The organism is Catelliglobosispora koreensis DSM 44566, from assembly GCF_000379685.1.
Classification (GTDB): domain Bacteria; phylum Actinomycetota; class Actinomycetes; order Mycobacteriales; family Micromonosporaceae; genus Catelliglobosispora; species Catelliglobosispora koreensis.
The window spans coordinates 315,369-329,671 of record NZ_KB903272.1; the positions used below are offsets into that span (position 1 = coordinate 315,369).

At 64.7% G+C, this 14,303-nt stretch carries 17 protein-coding genes; 13 read left to right on the plus strand and 4 right to left on the minus strand.

The genetic code is table 11. The features are described from left to right. Positions 1-99 precede the first annotated feature (99 nt). From rsmD to mutM, 8 genes are all read left to right on the plus strand, one after another. On the plus strand, positions 100-690 hold the full coding sequence (gene rsmD, locus A3E1_RS0124160; RefSeq protein ID WP_026208781.1) for a 16S rRNA (guanine(966)-N(2))-methyltransferase RsmD: 591 nt from the start codon (positions 100-102) through the stop codon (positions 688-690). After that, positions 687-1,175, plus strand: coding sequence for a pantetheine-phosphate adenylyltransferase (coaD, locus tag A3E1_RS0124165; RefSeq protein WP_020523364.1), 489 nt, complete (start codon positions 687-689; stop codon positions 1,173-1,175). The genes rsmD and coaD overlap by 4 nt, the downstream gene beginning before the upstream one ends. Before the next feature lie 123 nt (positions 1,176-1,298). Continuing rightward, positions 1,299-1,796: an ATP synthase subunit B family protein gene (locus A3E1_RS0124170; protein ID WP_020523365.1), complete on the plus strand. Its 498-nt coding sequence runs from the start codon at positions 1,299-1,301 to the stop codon at positions 1,794-1,796. 76 nt (positions 1,797-1,872) lie between these two features. Next, on the plus strand, positions 1,873-2,442 hold the full coding sequence (locus tag A3E1_RS0124175) for a YceD family protein (protein ID WP_020523366.1): 570 nt from the start codon (positions 1,873-1,875) through the stop codon (positions 2,440-2,442). A gap of 4 nt (positions 2,443-2,446) precedes the next feature. Then, a complete protein-coding gene (rpmF, locus tag A3E1_RS0124180) occupies positions 2,447-2,620 on the plus strand; it encodes a 50S ribosomal protein L32 (protein ID WP_026208782.1) in 174 nt (57 codons plus the stop codon). Between the two features lie 60 nt (positions 2,621-2,680). After that, complete coding sequence (gene rnc / locus A3E1_RS0124185; RefSeq protein WP_020523368.1) at positions 2,681-3,406, plus strand: ribonuclease III; 726 nt, start codon at positions 2,681-2,683, stop codon at positions 3,404-3,406. Beyond that, the gene (locus A3E1_RS0124190) at positions 3,403-4,629 is read left to right on the plus strand and encodes a hypothetical protein (protein WP_051105134.1); all 1,227 of its coding nucleotides are present in this window, start codon (positions 3,403-3,405) and stop codon (positions 4,627-4,629) included. Before rnc ends, A3E1_RS0124190 begins: the two co-directional genes overlap by 4 nt. A 9-nt stretch (positions 4,630-4,638) precedes the next feature. Next, entirely contained in the window at positions 4,639-5,481 is an 843-nt protein-coding gene (mutM, locus tag A3E1_RS0124195; protein ID WP_020523370.1) for a bifunctional DNA-formamidopyrimidine glycosylase/DNA-(apurinic or apyrimidinic site) lyase, read from the plus strand. On the opposite strand, the gene A3E1_RS0124200 is transcribed toward mutM, so the two are convergent. Then, positions 5,429-5,773 carry a hypothetical protein gene (locus A3E1_RS0124200; RefSeq protein WP_020523371.1) on the minus strand — a complete coding sequence of 115 codons (345 nt, stop codon included), beginning with the start codon at positions 5,771-5,773 and terminating at the stop codon, positions 5,429-5,431. The two genes, mutM and A3E1_RS0124200, sit on opposite strands and share 53 nt — an antisense overlap. Continuing rightward, positions 5,770-6,447 (minus strand): spherulation-specific family 4 protein, encoded by a 678-nt coding sequence (locus tag A3E1_RS45035; protein ID WP_020523372.1) that lies wholly within the window; start codon positions 6,445-6,447, stop codon positions 5,770-5,772. Before A3E1_RS45035 ends, A3E1_RS0124200 begins: the two co-directional genes overlap by 4 nt. An 86-nt stretch (positions 6,448-6,533) precedes the next feature. Here A3E1_RS45035 and A3E1_RS0124210 point away from each other — a divergent pair, with 86 nt between their 5' ends. Continuing rightward, positions 6,534-7,313, plus strand: a complete 780-nt coding sequence (locus tag A3E1_RS0124210) for a hypothetical protein (protein ID WP_020523373.1) — start codon at positions 6,534-6,536, stop codon at positions 7,311-7,313. Beyond that, entirely contained in the window at positions 7,310-7,621 is a 312-nt protein-coding gene (locus tag A3E1_RS0124215) for a winged helix-turn-helix domain-containing protein (RefSeq protein WP_020523374.1), read from the plus strand. The genes A3E1_RS0124210 and A3E1_RS0124215 overlap by 4 nt, the downstream gene beginning before the upstream one ends. Here A3E1_RS0124215 and A3E1_RS0124220 read toward each other — a convergent pair. Beyond that, positions 7,618-7,995 carry a CAP domain-containing protein gene (locus tag A3E1_RS0124220; protein WP_020523375.1) on the minus strand — a complete coding sequence of 126 codons (378 nt, stop codon included), beginning with the start codon at positions 7,993-7,995 and terminating at the stop codon, positions 7,618-7,620. The genes A3E1_RS0124215 and A3E1_RS0124220 overlap by 4 nt on opposite strands. Before the next feature lie 479 nt (positions 7,996-8,474). Between A3E1_RS0124220 and A3E1_RS0124225 the strand changes: the two genes are divergently transcribed. From A3E1_RS0124225 to A3E1_RS0124235, 3 genes are all read left to right on the plus strand, one after another. Further along, positions 8,475-8,669 (plus strand): hypothetical protein, encoded by a 195-nt coding sequence (locus A3E1_RS0124225; protein WP_020523376.1) that lies wholly within the window; start codon positions 8,475-8,477, stop codon positions 8,667-8,669. Positions 8,670-8,821: 152 nt separating this feature from the next. Continuing rightward, positions 8,822-12,355 (plus strand): chromosome segregation protein SMC, encoded by a 3,534-nt coding sequence (smc, locus tag A3E1_RS0124230; protein WP_020523377.1) that lies wholly within the window; start codon positions 8,822-8,824, stop codon positions 12,353-12,355. Beyond that, positions 12,345-12,923, plus strand: coding sequence for an HAD-IA family hydrolase (locus tag A3E1_RS0124235; protein ID WP_020523378.1), 579 nt, complete (start codon positions 12,345-12,347; stop codon positions 12,921-12,923). Before smc ends, A3E1_RS0124235 begins: the two co-directional genes overlap by 11 nt. Here the strand turns inward: A3E1_RS0124235 and A3E1_RS41825 are convergent. Continuing rightward, positions 12,920-14,287 (minus strand): alkaline phosphatase D family protein, encoded by a 1,368-nt coding sequence (locus A3E1_RS41825; protein WP_020523379.1) that lies wholly within the window; start codon positions 14,285-14,287, stop codon positions 12,920-12,922. The two genes, A3E1_RS0124235 and A3E1_RS41825, sit on opposite strands and share 4 nt — an antisense overlap. Positions 14,288-14,303 lie beyond the last annotated feature (16 nt).

The following is a 14,303-nucleotide window of genomic DNA, read 5'->3' on the forward strand; positions in this document are numbered from 1 at the left end:
GAGAATTGTTATGCGACGCCTGACCATATTTAGGGGTAAGCGTTTGTGTGAACTCAGGCGTCACTGCGATGCGCAATCGTTATGAAGTAACGTCGCAGCGTGACCAGGATCGTGTCAGGACGCTACGGAGGGCGACGGCTAAGCACTCCCGAGGGCCGGCATACGCGGCCGACTTCAGATCGCGTCCGGGAGGCTCTTTTCTCCACTTTGGACACGCTGATGGATATCGAAGGATCTCGCGTCCTCGATCTGTTCGCGGGGTCGGGCGCGGTTGGGCTGGAGGCGCTGTCGCGTGGAGCGGCTTATGCCCTGCTCGTGGAGTCAGAACCTCGTGCCGTCAAAGCGATCCGGGCCAACATCTCGCTGCTGAAGGCCTCCAGTGCGCACGTGTCGAGCGGCAAGGTCAGCGTGATCCTTGGCGCGGGCAACCCACAAACGCCATATGACCTGGTATTTGCCGATCCGCCGTATCCGCTGAGTGAGGAAGAACTCACCGCCGTGCTGACCGCCCTCGTGACGGGCAAATGGCTCGCCGAGGATGCCGTTGTGGTGCTGGAACGCTCCAGCCGCTCTCCTGAGCCGTCCTGGGTGGAGGGGGTCACGCTGGAGCGCGGCCGCCGTTACGGTGAGTCCGCGCTTTGGTACGGTCGGGCCACTGAAACATCTGGGCTGAAGGGCGAAACGCAGTGAGGCGTGCGGTCTGTCCCGGGTCCTTCGACCCGGTTACGCGTGGACACCTGGACATTTTTGGCCGGGCGGCCCAGCTGTTCGATGAGGTGATCGTTGGCGTCCTGGTCAACGAATCCAAAAAAGGGCTGTTCACGGTCGATGAGCGCATCGATATGATCCGAGAGGTGACCAAGGACTTCGATAACGTCCGGGTCGTCGCCTTCCAGGGCCTGCTTGTGGATTTCTGCCGGGAGCAAGGTGCCGAAATCGTCATCAAGGGCATCCGGGCCGTCAGCGACTTTGATTACGAGCTACAGATGGCGCAGATGAACATTGGGCTCTCGGGCGTGGAAACATTGTTCATGCCAACCAACCCGCTCTATTCGTTCGTCGCGTCGAGCCTGGTCAAAGAGGTGGCCAAGTGGGGCGGAGATGTTTCGACATATGTGCCAGAGCTGGTCGAACGCCGGCTTGCTGAGCGCTTGCGCGCCGTGCGAGCCAACTGACCGCCGACGGGGCATCATGTATGAGACAGCTACTCAGTTTCCTGTCGGCTCCGGCCGCACAGCGAGCCGAAGCCGACGCAGCGGCGGCACAGACCTGTGCGCCGCGCTTAATAGGAGTGACCGGTGGACCCGCTCGATCGCATAGATGAGCTTATTGCCATTGTCGAGTCTGCACGTAACGTGCCAATGTCACGTAACTGCATGATCGACCGTGGTGAGATGATTGCCGCCCTTGATCAGCTTCGGGCCGAGCTCCCCGGCGAACTCCGCCGGGCCGGTGCCCTGCTGGAAGAGCGCGACAAGATCCTTGACGCCGGCCGCCGGGAGGCGGAGCGCATCATCCGCGAAGGTGAGCAGGAGCACGCGCGCCTGGTGTCCGTGAACGAGATCACGGTTTCCTCGGAACACGAGGGAGCCCGGATCATCGGTGAGGCACGGGCCGAGGCGCAGCGCCTGCGCGACGAAGTTGACGAATACGTCGATACCGCGCTCGCGAACTTCGAGCAGTTCCTGACCCGTGCCCTCGCGTCGATCGAGCGCGGGCGGGACAAGATGCACGCCCTTCGGGAGATCGGTTCCTACGTTCCGGAGCAAGACGACCGGCCGCTGCCCTCGTTCTGAGCCACCTCGGTTCGACGAAGAGGCCGCCAGTCAGGTAATCTTCTTCGTCGGCCATTTCTCGCGCCGGAGTTTCGCCATGCCAGAACACTCGATGAAGCACCTCGACCCCAGGGCCCCGCTGGTTCTCGATACCCGAGACCTTCCGCGCCGCCCCGGTGCGATGCGTACGCTCGATCGGGTCGTCCCGGCACCGGCGAACCTCGGGGTAGAGATGATCGGAGTGCCAGCAGGCGCTGACGTCAGCCTCGATCTGCGGTTGGAGTCGGTGTCGGAAGGCGTGCTCGTCTCTGGCATTATCACGGTGCCACTGGAAGGCGAGTGCGGCCGCTGTCTGGTGCCGATCAGCGAAGACTTGACCGTACCGGTCCAGGAGCTGTTCGCTTACGCGAAAAGCACCACGGATGAGACCACCGATGAAGACGAAGTCGGGCGGATGCAGGGCGATTTGATCGACCTGGAGCCGGCCCTGCGGGACGCGGTGGTGCTGGCATTGCCGGTCAATCCGGTGTGCCGCGAGGATTGCCCAGGGTTGTGCCCCGAGTGTGGGGTGCGATGGGACGAACTGCCTGAGGGTCACACCCACGAGCAGAAAGATCCCCGTTGGGCGGCCCTGGGTAAATTGAACTTGAAGATCACTGAGGAGTAGGACCGTGCCAGTCCCGAAGCGCAAAATGTCGCGCAGCAACACCCGCCACCGCCGGGCGCAGTGGAAGGTCTCCGCTGTGCACACCGTGCCCTGCCCGCAGTGCAAGTCGGCCAAGCTGCCCCATGCTGCCTGTGGTGTGTGCGGCACCTACAAAGGCCGCCAGATTCTCGCCGTCTAATAGTTCGGTGGCGTATACGCCGTCTTCCCACCCCTCGCCGATAGTGAGGGGTGGTGCGGCATGTCTACATCCAGTGAGCTGACCAGTGCTCTGGGCGTCACGCTTGAGCCGGAGCTGTTGGAGCGGTCGCTGACGCACCGCTCCTACGCTTATGAACACGGCGGTCTGCCAACCAACGAGCGTCTTGAGTTCCTCGGCGATGCCGTGCTCGGCCTCGTGATTACGGCCACGCTCTATGACAACCACCCGGATCTGCCCGAGGGCAAGCTTGCCCGGCTGCGGGCCAGTGTGGTTAACGCCCGTGCCCTGGCCGGGGTCGCCCGGTCGCTGGGCACCGAGGGCCTGGGCCCGCATCTGCTGCTGGGCCGGGGCGAAGAGCTGACGGGCGGCCGTGACAAAGATTCGATTCTCGCCGATACGTTCGAGGCGCTGCTCGGGGCGATTTATCTCGAGCACGGGATCGAGCGCGCGACCGAGGTCATTCGCAAACTTTTCGATCCCCTGATGGCCGAGTCCGCCCGGCGTGGCGCTGGCCTGGACTGGAAGACCAGTCTTCAGGAGCTCACCGCGGCCCGTGGCTGGGGCGTTCCCGAATATCTGATCGAAGAGCGTGGTCCCGACCACGCCAAGAGTTTCACCGCCTGGGCCGTGGCCGGGGGCGAACGATTCGGTGGTTCGGCGGGACGGTCCAAAAAGGAAGCTGAGCAGCGGGCGGCCGAGGAAGCCTGGCGCGCGCTATCGGCTCGTGCCATGGACGAGGAGCACCCCGAGGCAACCGAGGCATGAGCGAGGGCTCGCCCGAGCGAATCGAAGGCGCAGTGCGAATAGTGAGTGCGCGTTTGCCCGAGCGCACAGGACTGGCCGGGCCCACGACATCGGCGTCCCTGTGGTCGCGGGCGGGTGGACTCGCGGGCATAGCTCTCGCCGTCTGCATCGCGGCTACCCTCCGCGTCGTCCAGTTGTTGTTCATCTACTGGCTCTCACCCGATGACCGGTCCGTGGACGAGCGATTGCTCATCTGGGATGGCGGGTGGTTCATCAATGTCGCCGAAGAGGGCTATCCCGATGGGTATACCTACAACGGCCAGGGCATCAGGGTTGGCAACGGGTTCGCGTTTTTCCCGCTTTTCCCGTTCCTGATCAGGACGGTCGCTCTCATTACCGGCGACTTCCGGGCCGCGTCGCTCATTGTCGCCGGGGCTTGCGGGATGGCCGCGGCCGTGCTCATCTACCTGCTCGGGGTCACTTTATGGTCCAGATTCAGCGGGTACGCCTTGATGGTGCTCGTCTGCGCTCAGCCGATGGCCGTCGTGTTGATCATGGGCTATACCGAGCCGCTCTTCCTGGCCCTCGTCGCGGCCACGTTGCTGGCCGCTCATCAGCGCGTCTGGTGGCTGGCCGGTCTGGTGGGCCTGGGCGCCGCGCTAACCCGCCCGACAGGGATGGCGGTAGGCCTGGCACTAGCCGTGTCCGTTTTGCTCAAGTGGCGGGATATGGCGGTCCGCGAACGGGTCTGGGCATCGTCGGCGGCAGCGATCACGCTCTTGGCCGGCCCGCTCTACCTGGCTTGGGTCGGCTGGCAGGTCGGTGAGTGGGACGCCTGGTTCAAGGTGCAGACCGCTGGCTGGGGCAGCACGTTCGACTTTGGCGACAGTGTCGTCACGTTCCTTAGCAACACCCTGTCCGGCGAGGCTGGCCTGATCGACAGCGTCACGACCTGGCTGATTATCGGCACGGTGGTGCTCTGCCTCGTGGCGGTCTTCGACCGGATCTGGGGAGCGCTGCTGGCCTTCGGCCTGTTAGCGCTCGTGCTCGTGATCGGGCAAGCTGGATATTGGCACTCCAAGCCACGTCTGCTGGTGCCGGTCCTGCTGCTGGCGGCCGCGCCGGTCGCCCGTGCCCTGGCCGAGGTGCCCAAGCGCGTTTCCGTTGCGCTGCTTGGTCTTTGGGCCGCGTTTGGGCTCTGGTTCGGTGCGCACATGATTACGATTTGGCCGTTCACGATTTAGAGGTGCTGGATGCCCGAGCTGCCAGAGGTCGAGACGGTCCGTCAAGGGCTCGACAAATGGATCGTGGGACGGACCATCTCCACGGTGGAAGTGAACCATCCGCGTTCCGTGCGGCGGCACGTCGCGGGCGCCAAGGACTTCGCCGCTTTGCTGCGCGGGCGCACTATCACGGCCACTCGCCGGCGCGGCAAGTATCTGTGGCTCCCGCTCGACTCGGGCGACGCGATCGTTGGTCACCTCGGCATGTCAGGTCAACTGCTCGTGCAGCCAACGTCGGCGCCGCGGGAAAAGCACCTGCACATTCGCTTTGACTTCACCGATAAGGGTCCGCAGCTTCGTTTCGTGGATCAGCGCACGTTTGGTGGACTCGCCGTCTCGCTAGGCGGTGCCGAGCTTCCGTCCGAGATCGCGCACATCGCCCTCGACCCGCTCGAGGAGTCCTTTGTGGACAAGGATTTCGTGACGGCACTGCGCCGCAAACGCACCGGGGTCAAGCGGGCGCTCCTCGACCAGACGCTGATCTCGGGCGTGGGCAACATCTATGCCGACGAAGCGCTGTGGCGGGCTCGTTTGCACGGAGCTGTCGCGGCCGACTCACTGTCGGCACGGGCGGGCTCGCGATTGCTGGCCGAGGTCAAAGCCGTGATGACAGAGGCGATCAAAGCGGGTGGCACTTCGTTTGACGCCTTGTATGTCAACGTCAACGGGGAGTCGGGGTACTTCGACCGTACCCTCAATGCCTATGGCCGGGAAGGCGAACCGTGCCCTCGCTGCGGCGCGGCGATCAAGCGGGCCTCGTTCATGAACCGTTCGTCGTTCTTTTGCCCTCGCTGCCAACGACCACCAGCCTGAGCCTTTTCGCCTGTTCCAGTAACTGCGGCGTCTCGGTCGCGAACGTCACGCCGTCGAAACCCTTGTCCCGGCACAGCTGCACGAGCTCCAAAGTGGACGCTAGGCACAGAGCTTTCTTCCCGGCCGTGTGCAGATCGTCGACCTCAGCCGCGTCAACGCTTTGCGGATCGAGCAGCAGGGTCTCAGGCTCGGCCGGAGTGTCGACGGGAACGCTGTCGGTGGGGCATTTGGCCGCGTTGGCTCCGGCGATGGCCGCGCAAACGGCCACCGCCACCAAGGCAAACAGCTTCACACCGGCACTGTCGCCGGGCGTTGCGTGGGCAAGCCAAACGGTGCCGCCTCAACGGATCCGCTGGCGTAGCTCGACGCGGCCGAAGGCGGGCCGCCCGGCGTCGCGAAGCCATAGCGGGCACCTCTGCCACGCATGAGCGCGTGCGCGGCGCCGATCTGTTCCACCGGAACGGAATGCACGAGGTGCGCGTCACCATGCCGGACGCCCTCTTCAGTGCCGGCTTGGTATTCCTGCCAGGTGCCTTCGAAAGTGCACAGCACCGCGCCCAGCCCGCGATAGATGGAATCGGCTGGGCGGCCGGGATTCACGAGCAACGTGTCGAAGCCGATCCGGCGAGCCGCGCGCACCGCTGTCGCGACCGGCCCGATCGAGTAAGGACTCGTCGGCGCTTGATCAAAGAAAATGCCTCTGATGGGGTACCCAGCCCAGCGCCCCAATTCCGCCCGAACCTGTTCCATGGCCCGGGCACCGAAGGCCAGGTCGATGTAGCCGATGACAGTGGCGCCAGCGCGCACGAGCCGCTGAGTCGCCGTCGTCCACGTCGGATCGAGCCCACTGCCTGGCCCTGCGGCGATGTTGAGCAGCACAAGAGTGCCGTTGGCAGCGGCTTCGGTCGTCGCCCATGCCTCGGGATGCGTGAGCGGATGCTGGTACAGCGAGAGCAACGGGGTCACGCTGGTATAACGATCGATGCGTTAAAGCAGCAAGTGTCGGATATCGTCTCTTTGCTTCGCCGTGAACTTTGCGATACAAAGTAAATATGAGTGACGCCCTTCAAACTCTCTCCGAAGTGGATCAGCTTCGGCAGCGCGTGCGTTCCCGCGTCCACAGTGGAGCTTGGTTCCCCGCCCTCGTCCTCGGGCTGTTCGTGCTCGTGACGATCACGCTCTATCGCACACCGTTTCGCGATGTGAACATCTACAACCCTGAGGCACCCGCCTGGGCTGGTCTGCCCGACATGCAGCACTCGCCCCTCGCGTCTTACCTCTACTGGTTTCTGGGCACGCCGCTGGTCTTGGGCTTGATCGCGCTCTGGTATCGCCGGCGCGAACGGCTGACCGGCTATCGCGTGCGCTGGCGGCTGTTCCTTGGTGTAGCGAGCGGCGCTCTTTTCCTCCTCGCGTTCCTTGCGGCCCTTCCCACCCGGCAGTTGTCCACTGAGGAGCTCACAACGATCACGGTTTCGGAGCCGGGCATCGGGGACATGGTCTATGGCTTTCTCACCCCGCTCATGGTGATCGCCGTCGGTGTAGTCCTGCTGGGCTGGGTGGAAAGATCTCGCTGGCTCATATTCTGCGGCTTCTGGATCGGCGTCATCACGTGGTGGCAGTTCGCTTTCGGCGGGATGGGCAACATCCCTGGCTGGCTGAGCTGGCTGCTCGGCGGGGGATCCGGCCCGGCCCTGGGCGGCCAGGTCACCTTGCTGCACGTGCACCGTCCGGGGCCGTTGCTAATCGTGATCGCCTTGCCGCTCTTGCTCTTCGCCCTCGGCCGGTGGCGCCGCTCGCGCACGGGCATGTCACGCACGGGTGCGTCATGAGCGACGTGCACCCCGCGCTGGATCTGGATGAGACGGTGCATCAACGGGTGCGCCTGGGAATCCTGGTGATCCTGAGCGAAACCAGCGAGTGTGCGTTCGGTGCGTTGCGCGACGAACTCCAGCTGACCGACGGCAACCTCAGCCGTCACCTGCAGGTGCTCGAGTCGGCTGGGCTGCTGGAAGTGCGCAAGGGTTATGAAGGCAAGCGGCCGATCACGTGGCTGCGCCTGACGGCAGAGGGCAAGACGGCCCTGCACAAGGAGCTAGATGCCTTGCAGCGGCTGGTGAGCCGGGTGCGCAAGGACTAGGCGCGGCCGAAGACCTGTGTCCAATAGGGAGTGCTGCCGCGGTAGGCCAGGCCCACTCCGGTCGCTTTGGCTGAACAATTCAGGATGTTCCGCCGGTGCCCGTCGCTGTTCATCCATCCTTTGACGACAGCGGCGGCGGTGCCGTAGCCGTAGGCGATGTTCTCGCCCGCGGCGGCACCCTTGGGGTAGCCAGCCCGTTCGGCCCGCACGACGAAGTTGGATCCGTCTTTGCCGGTGTGGCTGAAGTAGTTGTTCTGCGCCATATCAGTGCTGTGCGCACGAGCCGAAGTGCGCAGCCGCTCATCGGTGCGGACGGTGCCGCAATTGTTGTTGGTGCGCTCGATGTTGATGAGGCGCGTGACCTCATCCTCCATTGAGGTGATTTTGTCAGGTTTCGCAGATGACGGCGGGGCAGAAGGAATAGCCTGCGATGGCGGGGTCTCAGGACTCTGAGTAACGACCACTTGACTGGGTGAAGCGCTCAGTGCTGGCTGTGTGCTTCCCGACGGGGTGATATCCGTCACGCTGAGCGAAGGCCCGGATTCCCGGCCTGTTTCGATCGCCATCACTGCGGTCCCGAGAAGGCAGAACAGGGCCCCAGCAAGGCTGAAAAGGCTCGTTGACAGTTGCCACGGGCGCCGGTGACGACCACGCACGGAAGGGACGCTAACGACGTTCGTGCAGCCTGGCAACTTGACGTTATGCCCGGATGAGGGGGAGGATGAGTTAGTCGCCAGTCGCGCCCGACCACAGCTGTAGTGCCCACTAGACAGTTATGGGCCGTCAGAATCGGACGAGACTTAGATGGGCGCGCGTTTGCTGGAATCTCAGCTGCGCTTCAAAAGGAGAAGATATGGCGAAGGCCCTCTATGGCCACGTCGCGGCTGCGCCTGATCGGCGCATGCTGGACGAGGTCACTCGGTTGCGTGCCACGGTGCGGGCACTTGAGTTCGAGGTCACCCGCCTCAGGGCGGATAACGACCGGCTAGCGGCGGCAGCCGCCGAGGTGGACGAATTGCTCCACCTGCGTGAGCCGGCGTTGACCTAAGAGTCAGATACCTGACTCGTCGCACCCGACAAACTGCGCGCCCTCACTGCCGTGGCGGCGCGCTTCTCTTTGCCCTTCGTTTGGGCCAGGTACATTCCGGGGAGTGTTTGTTGGCTGACGATCACCCCTAGACCCCGGAGAACCGCGAACCCGTGTACTTAAAGAGCCTGACGGTAAAGGGATTCAAGTCCTTTGCCAGTGCGACGACCTTGAAGCTGGAGCCCGGTATCACCTGCGTGGTGGGACCGAACGGCTCCGGCAAATCCAACGTCGTCGACGCGATTTCCTGGGTCCTGGGTGAGCAGGGCGCCAAAGCCCTGCGTGGCGGCAAGATGGAAGACGTCATCTTCGCTGGAGGCGGCGGCCGCTCACCGCTAGGACGTGCCGAAGTCACTCTGACGATTGACAACACTGACGGTGCGTTGCCGATCGACTACACAGAAGTCTCGATCACGCGCCGCATGTTCCGTTCGGGCGAAAGCGAATACGAGATCAACGGCGACCACTGCCGTTTGCTCGACATCCAGGAACTGCTCAGCGACTCCGGCATCGGCCGGGAAATGCACGTCATCGTCGGGCAGGGTCAGCTCGACACCGTGCTGCACGCCAAGCCAGAAGACCGCCGCGCGTTCATCGAAGAGGCCGCCGGCGTGCTCAAACACCGTAAGCGCAAGGAAAAGGCGCTGCGGAAACTGGACGCGATGCAAGCGAATCTCAACCGCGTCACGGACCTCACCGCCGAACTGCGCCGTCAGCTCAAACCGCTCGGCAAGCAGGCAGAAGTCGCCCGCCGGGCCGCCACGATTCAGTCCACTTTGCGCGATGCGCGACTGCGGCTGCTGGCCGACGACCTCTACACGCTGCGCACCACTTTGGACAAAGAGGTCGCTGACGAGACCGCCGTGCGGGAGCGCCGCAAAGAGGTCGAGACCCACTTCGCTGTGGTCACGGAACGTCTCCAAGACCTAGAAGCCCAGCACGCCGAGGACGCGCCAGCCCTGCAGCAGGCACAGGACCTGTGGTACCAGCTGTCCGCGCTGCAAGAACGTTTCCGCTCCACGGCACAGCTCGCGGCGGAACGTCATCGGCACCTGTCGGCTCCCTCGGCGGACGAACGGCCCGGCCGCGATCCTGAGCAGCTCGAAGCCGAGTCCAAGCGGGTGCGAGCCGAAGAAGTCGCCTTGCGCGACGCGCTCGCGGCCGATGAGGGGCGCCTAGGCGAAGCCGTGGCGCACCGCCAAGAACTCGAGCGCCAGCTCGCCGCCGCCGAGAAGGCCCTCGTGCTGGCCGTCAAGGCGATCGCTGACCGCCGCGAGGGCCTGGCCAAACTGACCGGCCAGGTCGACGCCGCCCGCGCACGTGTCGCCAGCACGGCCGAGGAGATCGAGCGTCTGTCGATCGCTTTCGACGACGCGGCCGAACGTGCCACCTTCGCCCAGTCTCAAGTGGACGAGGTGTCCTCGCAGACCTCCGAGGCCGACCGGGACAACGCCGCGCTCGATGACGCCCACCAGGAGGCCGCTGAGGCCCTGGACGAAGCCAACAGCGAGCTACGCCGGCTGACCGCCGCGGAACGCGCCGCGGAAAAGGAAGCCGCGTCGTGGAAGGCGCGTGAAGACGCCCTCGCCATGGGACTGGAGCGCAAGGACGGTGCTGGGGCGCTGCTCGCCCGCGCCGGAGAGATCCCTGGCGTGCTGGGCAGCCTCGCCTCGCTGCTGACCGTGTCGAATGGCTACGAAGCCGCTCTGGCCGCCGCTCTTGGCGCGCTCGCCGACGCCGTCGCGGTGTCGGGAGTGGACGAAGCCGCAGAAGCCATGCGGATGCTCAAGATCCAGGACGCTGGCCGCGCCGCGCTCGTCGTGGGCGCCGGTGAGGCGCCGTCCAGACTGGACTTCGCGCTTCCCGACGGTGCTCGCTGGGCACTAGACGTGGTCCGCTGCCCCGAGCACATGCGCCCCGCGCTGACGCACATCCTGCGCGACGTGGTCGTCGTGCAGGACCTGCCCATGGCCGCCAGCCTGATCAACCGCCACCCCGCGGTGCGGGCGGTCACGCCCGAGGGCGATGTCCTCGGTGTGTTCACCGCCGCCGGCGGATCGGCCAAGGCGGCTAGCTTCATCGAGGTCAAAGCGGCTGTCGATGAGGCCGCACGTCAGCGGGAAGCGGCCGAAGAGATGGTCGCCTCGCTAGCCGAGGACCTTGAAGAGACTAGAACCCTTATCGCGCAACGCAAAGCGGTCGTCGACACCGCCGCCGCGGCCAAGCGTGCCGCCGAAGGCGAGCGCAACGCGGCCGCCCGCAAGCTCGCTGAGCTGGGCGCCGCGGCACGGTCGGCGCAAGCCGAAGCCCAGCGGTTGCTCGCCGCCCGGGACAAGGCCGTCGCTTCCCGCGAAGAGGACCTGGAGCGCTTGGCGGGGCTGGAAGAGCGCCTCGCCGCGGCCGAGGACACGCCTGTGGACGAAGAACCGTCCACAGTGGAGCGTGACCGCCTGGCCGCCCTGGTGCCGCAAGCCCGGCAGAACGAGGTCGAGGTCCGCCTGTCGGTGCGGACCGCCGAGGAACGGGTTTCCTCGATCTCGGGACGGGCCGACTCACTGCTGCGCCAGGCTCAAGCCGAGCGTGCCGCCGCCGAGAGGGCCGCTGCCCGCCGGCTCGCGCGCGAGCGCGGGGCCCAGGTGGCTAAAGCCGTCGAGGTCGGTACTCGGCTGATCCTGCAAAAGCTGACCGCCGCCCTGGAAAAGGCCGCGATCACCCGTGACGAGATCGCTGCCACCCGCACGGGCCGGGAAGCCGAGCTGACCGAAGTGCGTTCGGCGGCCAAGCGTCTCGGTGACGATCTGTCCCGCCTGACTTCCGAAGTGCACCGCGACGAAGTCGCGCGAGCGGAACAGCGCATGCGCTTGGAGCAGCTGGAAACCCGTGCTGGGGAAGAGTTCTCAATCGACGTTGAGACCCTGATCGGCGAATACGGCCCGATGGTCCCCGTGCCGGTCGAAGACGCTGACCCTGAGCCGTTTGACCGTGCCATCCAGGAAAAGCGTGCTGGCAAAGCAGAACGCGACCTGGCCCTGCTGGGCAAGGTCAACCCGCTGGCGCTGGAAGAGTTCGCCGCTCTGGAGGAGCGCTTCAAGTTCCTCTCCGATCAGCTTGAGGACCTCAAGGCGACCCGCCGGGATCTGCTCACGGTGGTCAAGGACGTCGATGACCGGATCCTTGAGGTGTTCACGAGCGCGTTTGAGGACACGGCTCGCGAGTTCGACGTGGTGTTCCCGATCCTGTTCCCGGGCGGTGAAGGCCGGCTCGTGCTGACCGACCCGGAGAACATGCTCACCACGGGCATCGAGGTCGAGGCCCGCCCACCGGGCAAGAAGATCAAGCGACTGTCGCTGTTGTCCGGTGGCGAGCGTTCGCTGACCGCGGTGGCGTTGCTGTGCGCCATCTTCCGCGCCCGCCCCAGTCCGTTCTACATCATGGACGAGGTGGAAGCCGCGCTCGACGACGTCAACCTGGGCCGGCTTATCACCCTGTTCGCCGAACTGCGTTCGCGCAGCCAGCTCATCATCATCACGCACCAAAAGCGCACGATGGAAGTCGCTGACGCGCTTTACGGCGTGACGATGCGCAATGGCGTCACCGAGGTCATCAGCCAGAAGCTCGGCCGCGGCGACGACGGCGATGAGGCGTAGGCACAAGGCGAACGCCCTGCTCATCGATTTTGACGGGGTGCTGCGCCAATGGGACCGTCCGGCTAACCCGCGTCACGATGAGTTTCTCGCCGCGGGACTGTCGTGGAAGCTTTACGTGCCAGCGGTTACCGGCGTGTGGACCCGGGCGCAGTGGATCGACGCCATCGCGGCGGAGACCGGCGCGACAGCCGGGGAACTGTCCGATTGGGAGAGTTACCGCGGCTTTATCGATGACAAGGTCCTAGCTCTGGTGCGCGAGGTCCGTGCCGCTGGCCGGCCCGTTGCCTTGTGCACCAACGCGACTGACGATCTGCGCGACGATCTGGCTCTGCTAGGCGTGTCCGACGCATTCGACGCGGTGGTTTCGTCGTCTGAGATCGGGGTGCACAAGCCGAGCCGGGAGTTCTTTGACGCGGCTTGCGGTGCTCTCGGAGTACCAGCGAAATGGTGTTTGTTTGTTGATGACACGCATCGCAACGTTGAAGGTGCCCGGGCTGCCGGGTTATCGGCGATGCGCTGGACTTCGGACGCCGACATCCCTTATGTGCGTGCGGCTTTGGACCTTTAGGTCAGCCGGTGCGCGGAGACCGGGGCAAGGCGCCCTTCGGCGGTCACGCCCTCGATCATGACCTCGGCGTGCCGCCCGCGATGGGTCAGCGTCGCGATGGCGTTGCCAAAGTAGGGCTTGGTTAGCCGCTTGCGCTTCACCTGCCCGTTGGGGAAGGGCAGGGCCCAGGCCGTCTTGAGCATCGTGCGCATGACCCAGCTGACGCTGTTGTTCAGCGGCGAACACGTCACCTGATGCACGTTGGGCCGGGCAGGCAAAAGTGCTTGCACCACATAGGAATGGTGGACGTCACCGCCCAGCACGCTCACGCTCGCTGGAGTCTTGGCGGCCGTGATGATGTCGCCAAGTTCGGTGAACGAATCGCCCACGGCACTCCAGTGTTCGAGATCGTATTTGCGGCGCAGCTTCTCCATGGCGCCACCGTGCTTGACGGACAACTGCTCCATCACGTGTTCGCCAAAGTCGATGACCGGAGCCAGCAGCCACGGCAAGGAGCACGCGATCAGCAGATGGTCACTTTCGTATTGCGTGTCGCGCGCCAGCCGGTCCCACTCGTCCTGCGGGAACATGCGGCGTTTTCCCTGCAGGACACGGCTTCCGCGGCAGTCGAGCATCACCAGCCGAGTGGCACCGATGTCGAGCGTGAAGCCCCAGCGCTGGGGAAGCTCGTCCCAGCTTTGGTTTTTGAGCTCGGCTGGCGTGAGGTTGCCGAGGTGCTGGAAGAGCAGATATGACTGCAGGCCGGCTTGGAGATGCTGTTCCCAAGCCGGGTCACTTTGCTGATCGGCCAGCCAGCTCGCCGAAGAATTCCAGTCATCCATGATCTCGTGATCATCGAAGACCATCACAGTGGGAACCGTCGATAGGAGCCAGCGCACCTCGGGCGGGGACCACGCTTGGTGGTAGCGCTGCACATATTCGGCGAAGGTGCTGATGCGATGGGGTTCGTCAGCGTAGATCTGGTCGCCAATAAGAGCCAAAAGATCCGGAAGATCTTCGGGGGTACTCAATGCGCGCTCGGCAAAGGCATGAAGGGCATCGTGCGCCTGATGTGACGCCTCACGGCAGGAGCCGAAGGTGATCGTGGCGTCGCGTTCAGCGGGCTTAATCGTCGACGGCGGAAATCCGGGCAGTGGCCAAACCAGCTCGCCATCGAGACGGATCTCGTAAGGCGTGCGGCCCTCGGGCAGATTTCCGATAACGGGCAGCGCGAGATGGATGCCGTTGATTCGCCTGGTCTCGACGGTTGTCTGGCTATCGCCGGCCGACACGGTCACTTCGGCTTTTGCGTCAGTTTGCAGCCAGATAACCGCTTCGTTGCCGGTCACCCGGCGCAGGAGCGGACCGAGGATGAGCTTCGCCACACGCTCATCCTCATGC

What these genes read in the sequence shown, in the direction of transcription:
- A3E1_RS0124175 (WP_020523366.1), top strand. Translation starts at nt 1,873, where the DNA reads ATGCCAGAACACTCGATGAAGCACCTCGACCCCAGGGCCCCGCTGGTT.
- rnc (WP_020523368.1), top strand. Translation starts at nt 2,681, where the DNA reads ATGTCTACATCCAGTGAGCTGACCAGTGCTCTGGGCGTCACGCTTGAG.
- A3E1_RS0124190 (WP_051105134.1), top strand. Translation starts at nt 3,403, where the DNA reads ATGAGCGAGGGCTCGCCCGAGCGAATCGAAGGCGCAGTGCGAATAGTG.
- mutM (WP_020523370.1), top strand. Translation starts at nt 4,639, where the DNA reads ATGCCCGAGCTGCCAGAGGTCGAGACGGTCCGTCAAGGGCTCGACAAA.
- A3E1_RS0124210 (WP_020523373.1), top strand. Translation starts at nt 6,534, where the DNA reads ATGAGTGACGCCCTTCAAACTCTCTCCGAAGTGGATCAGCTTCGGCAG.
- A3E1_RS0124215 (WP_020523374.1), top strand. Translation starts at nt 7,310, where the DNA reads ATGAGCGACGTGCACCCCGCGCTGGATCTGGATGAGACGGTGCATCAA.
- A3E1_RS0124220 (WP_020523375.1), bottom strand. Translation starts at nt 7,995, where the DNA reads ATGGAGGATGAGGTCACGCGCCTCATCAACATCGAGCGCACCAACAAC.
- A3E1_RS0124225 (WP_020523376.1), top strand. Translation starts at nt 8,475, where the DNA reads ATGGCGAAGGCCCTCTATGGCCACGTCGCGGCTGCGCCTGATCGGCGC.
- A3E1_RS0124235 (WP_020523378.1), top strand. Translation starts at nt 12,345, where the DNA reads ATGAGGCGTAGGCACAAGGCGAACGCCCTGCTCATCGATTTTGACGGG.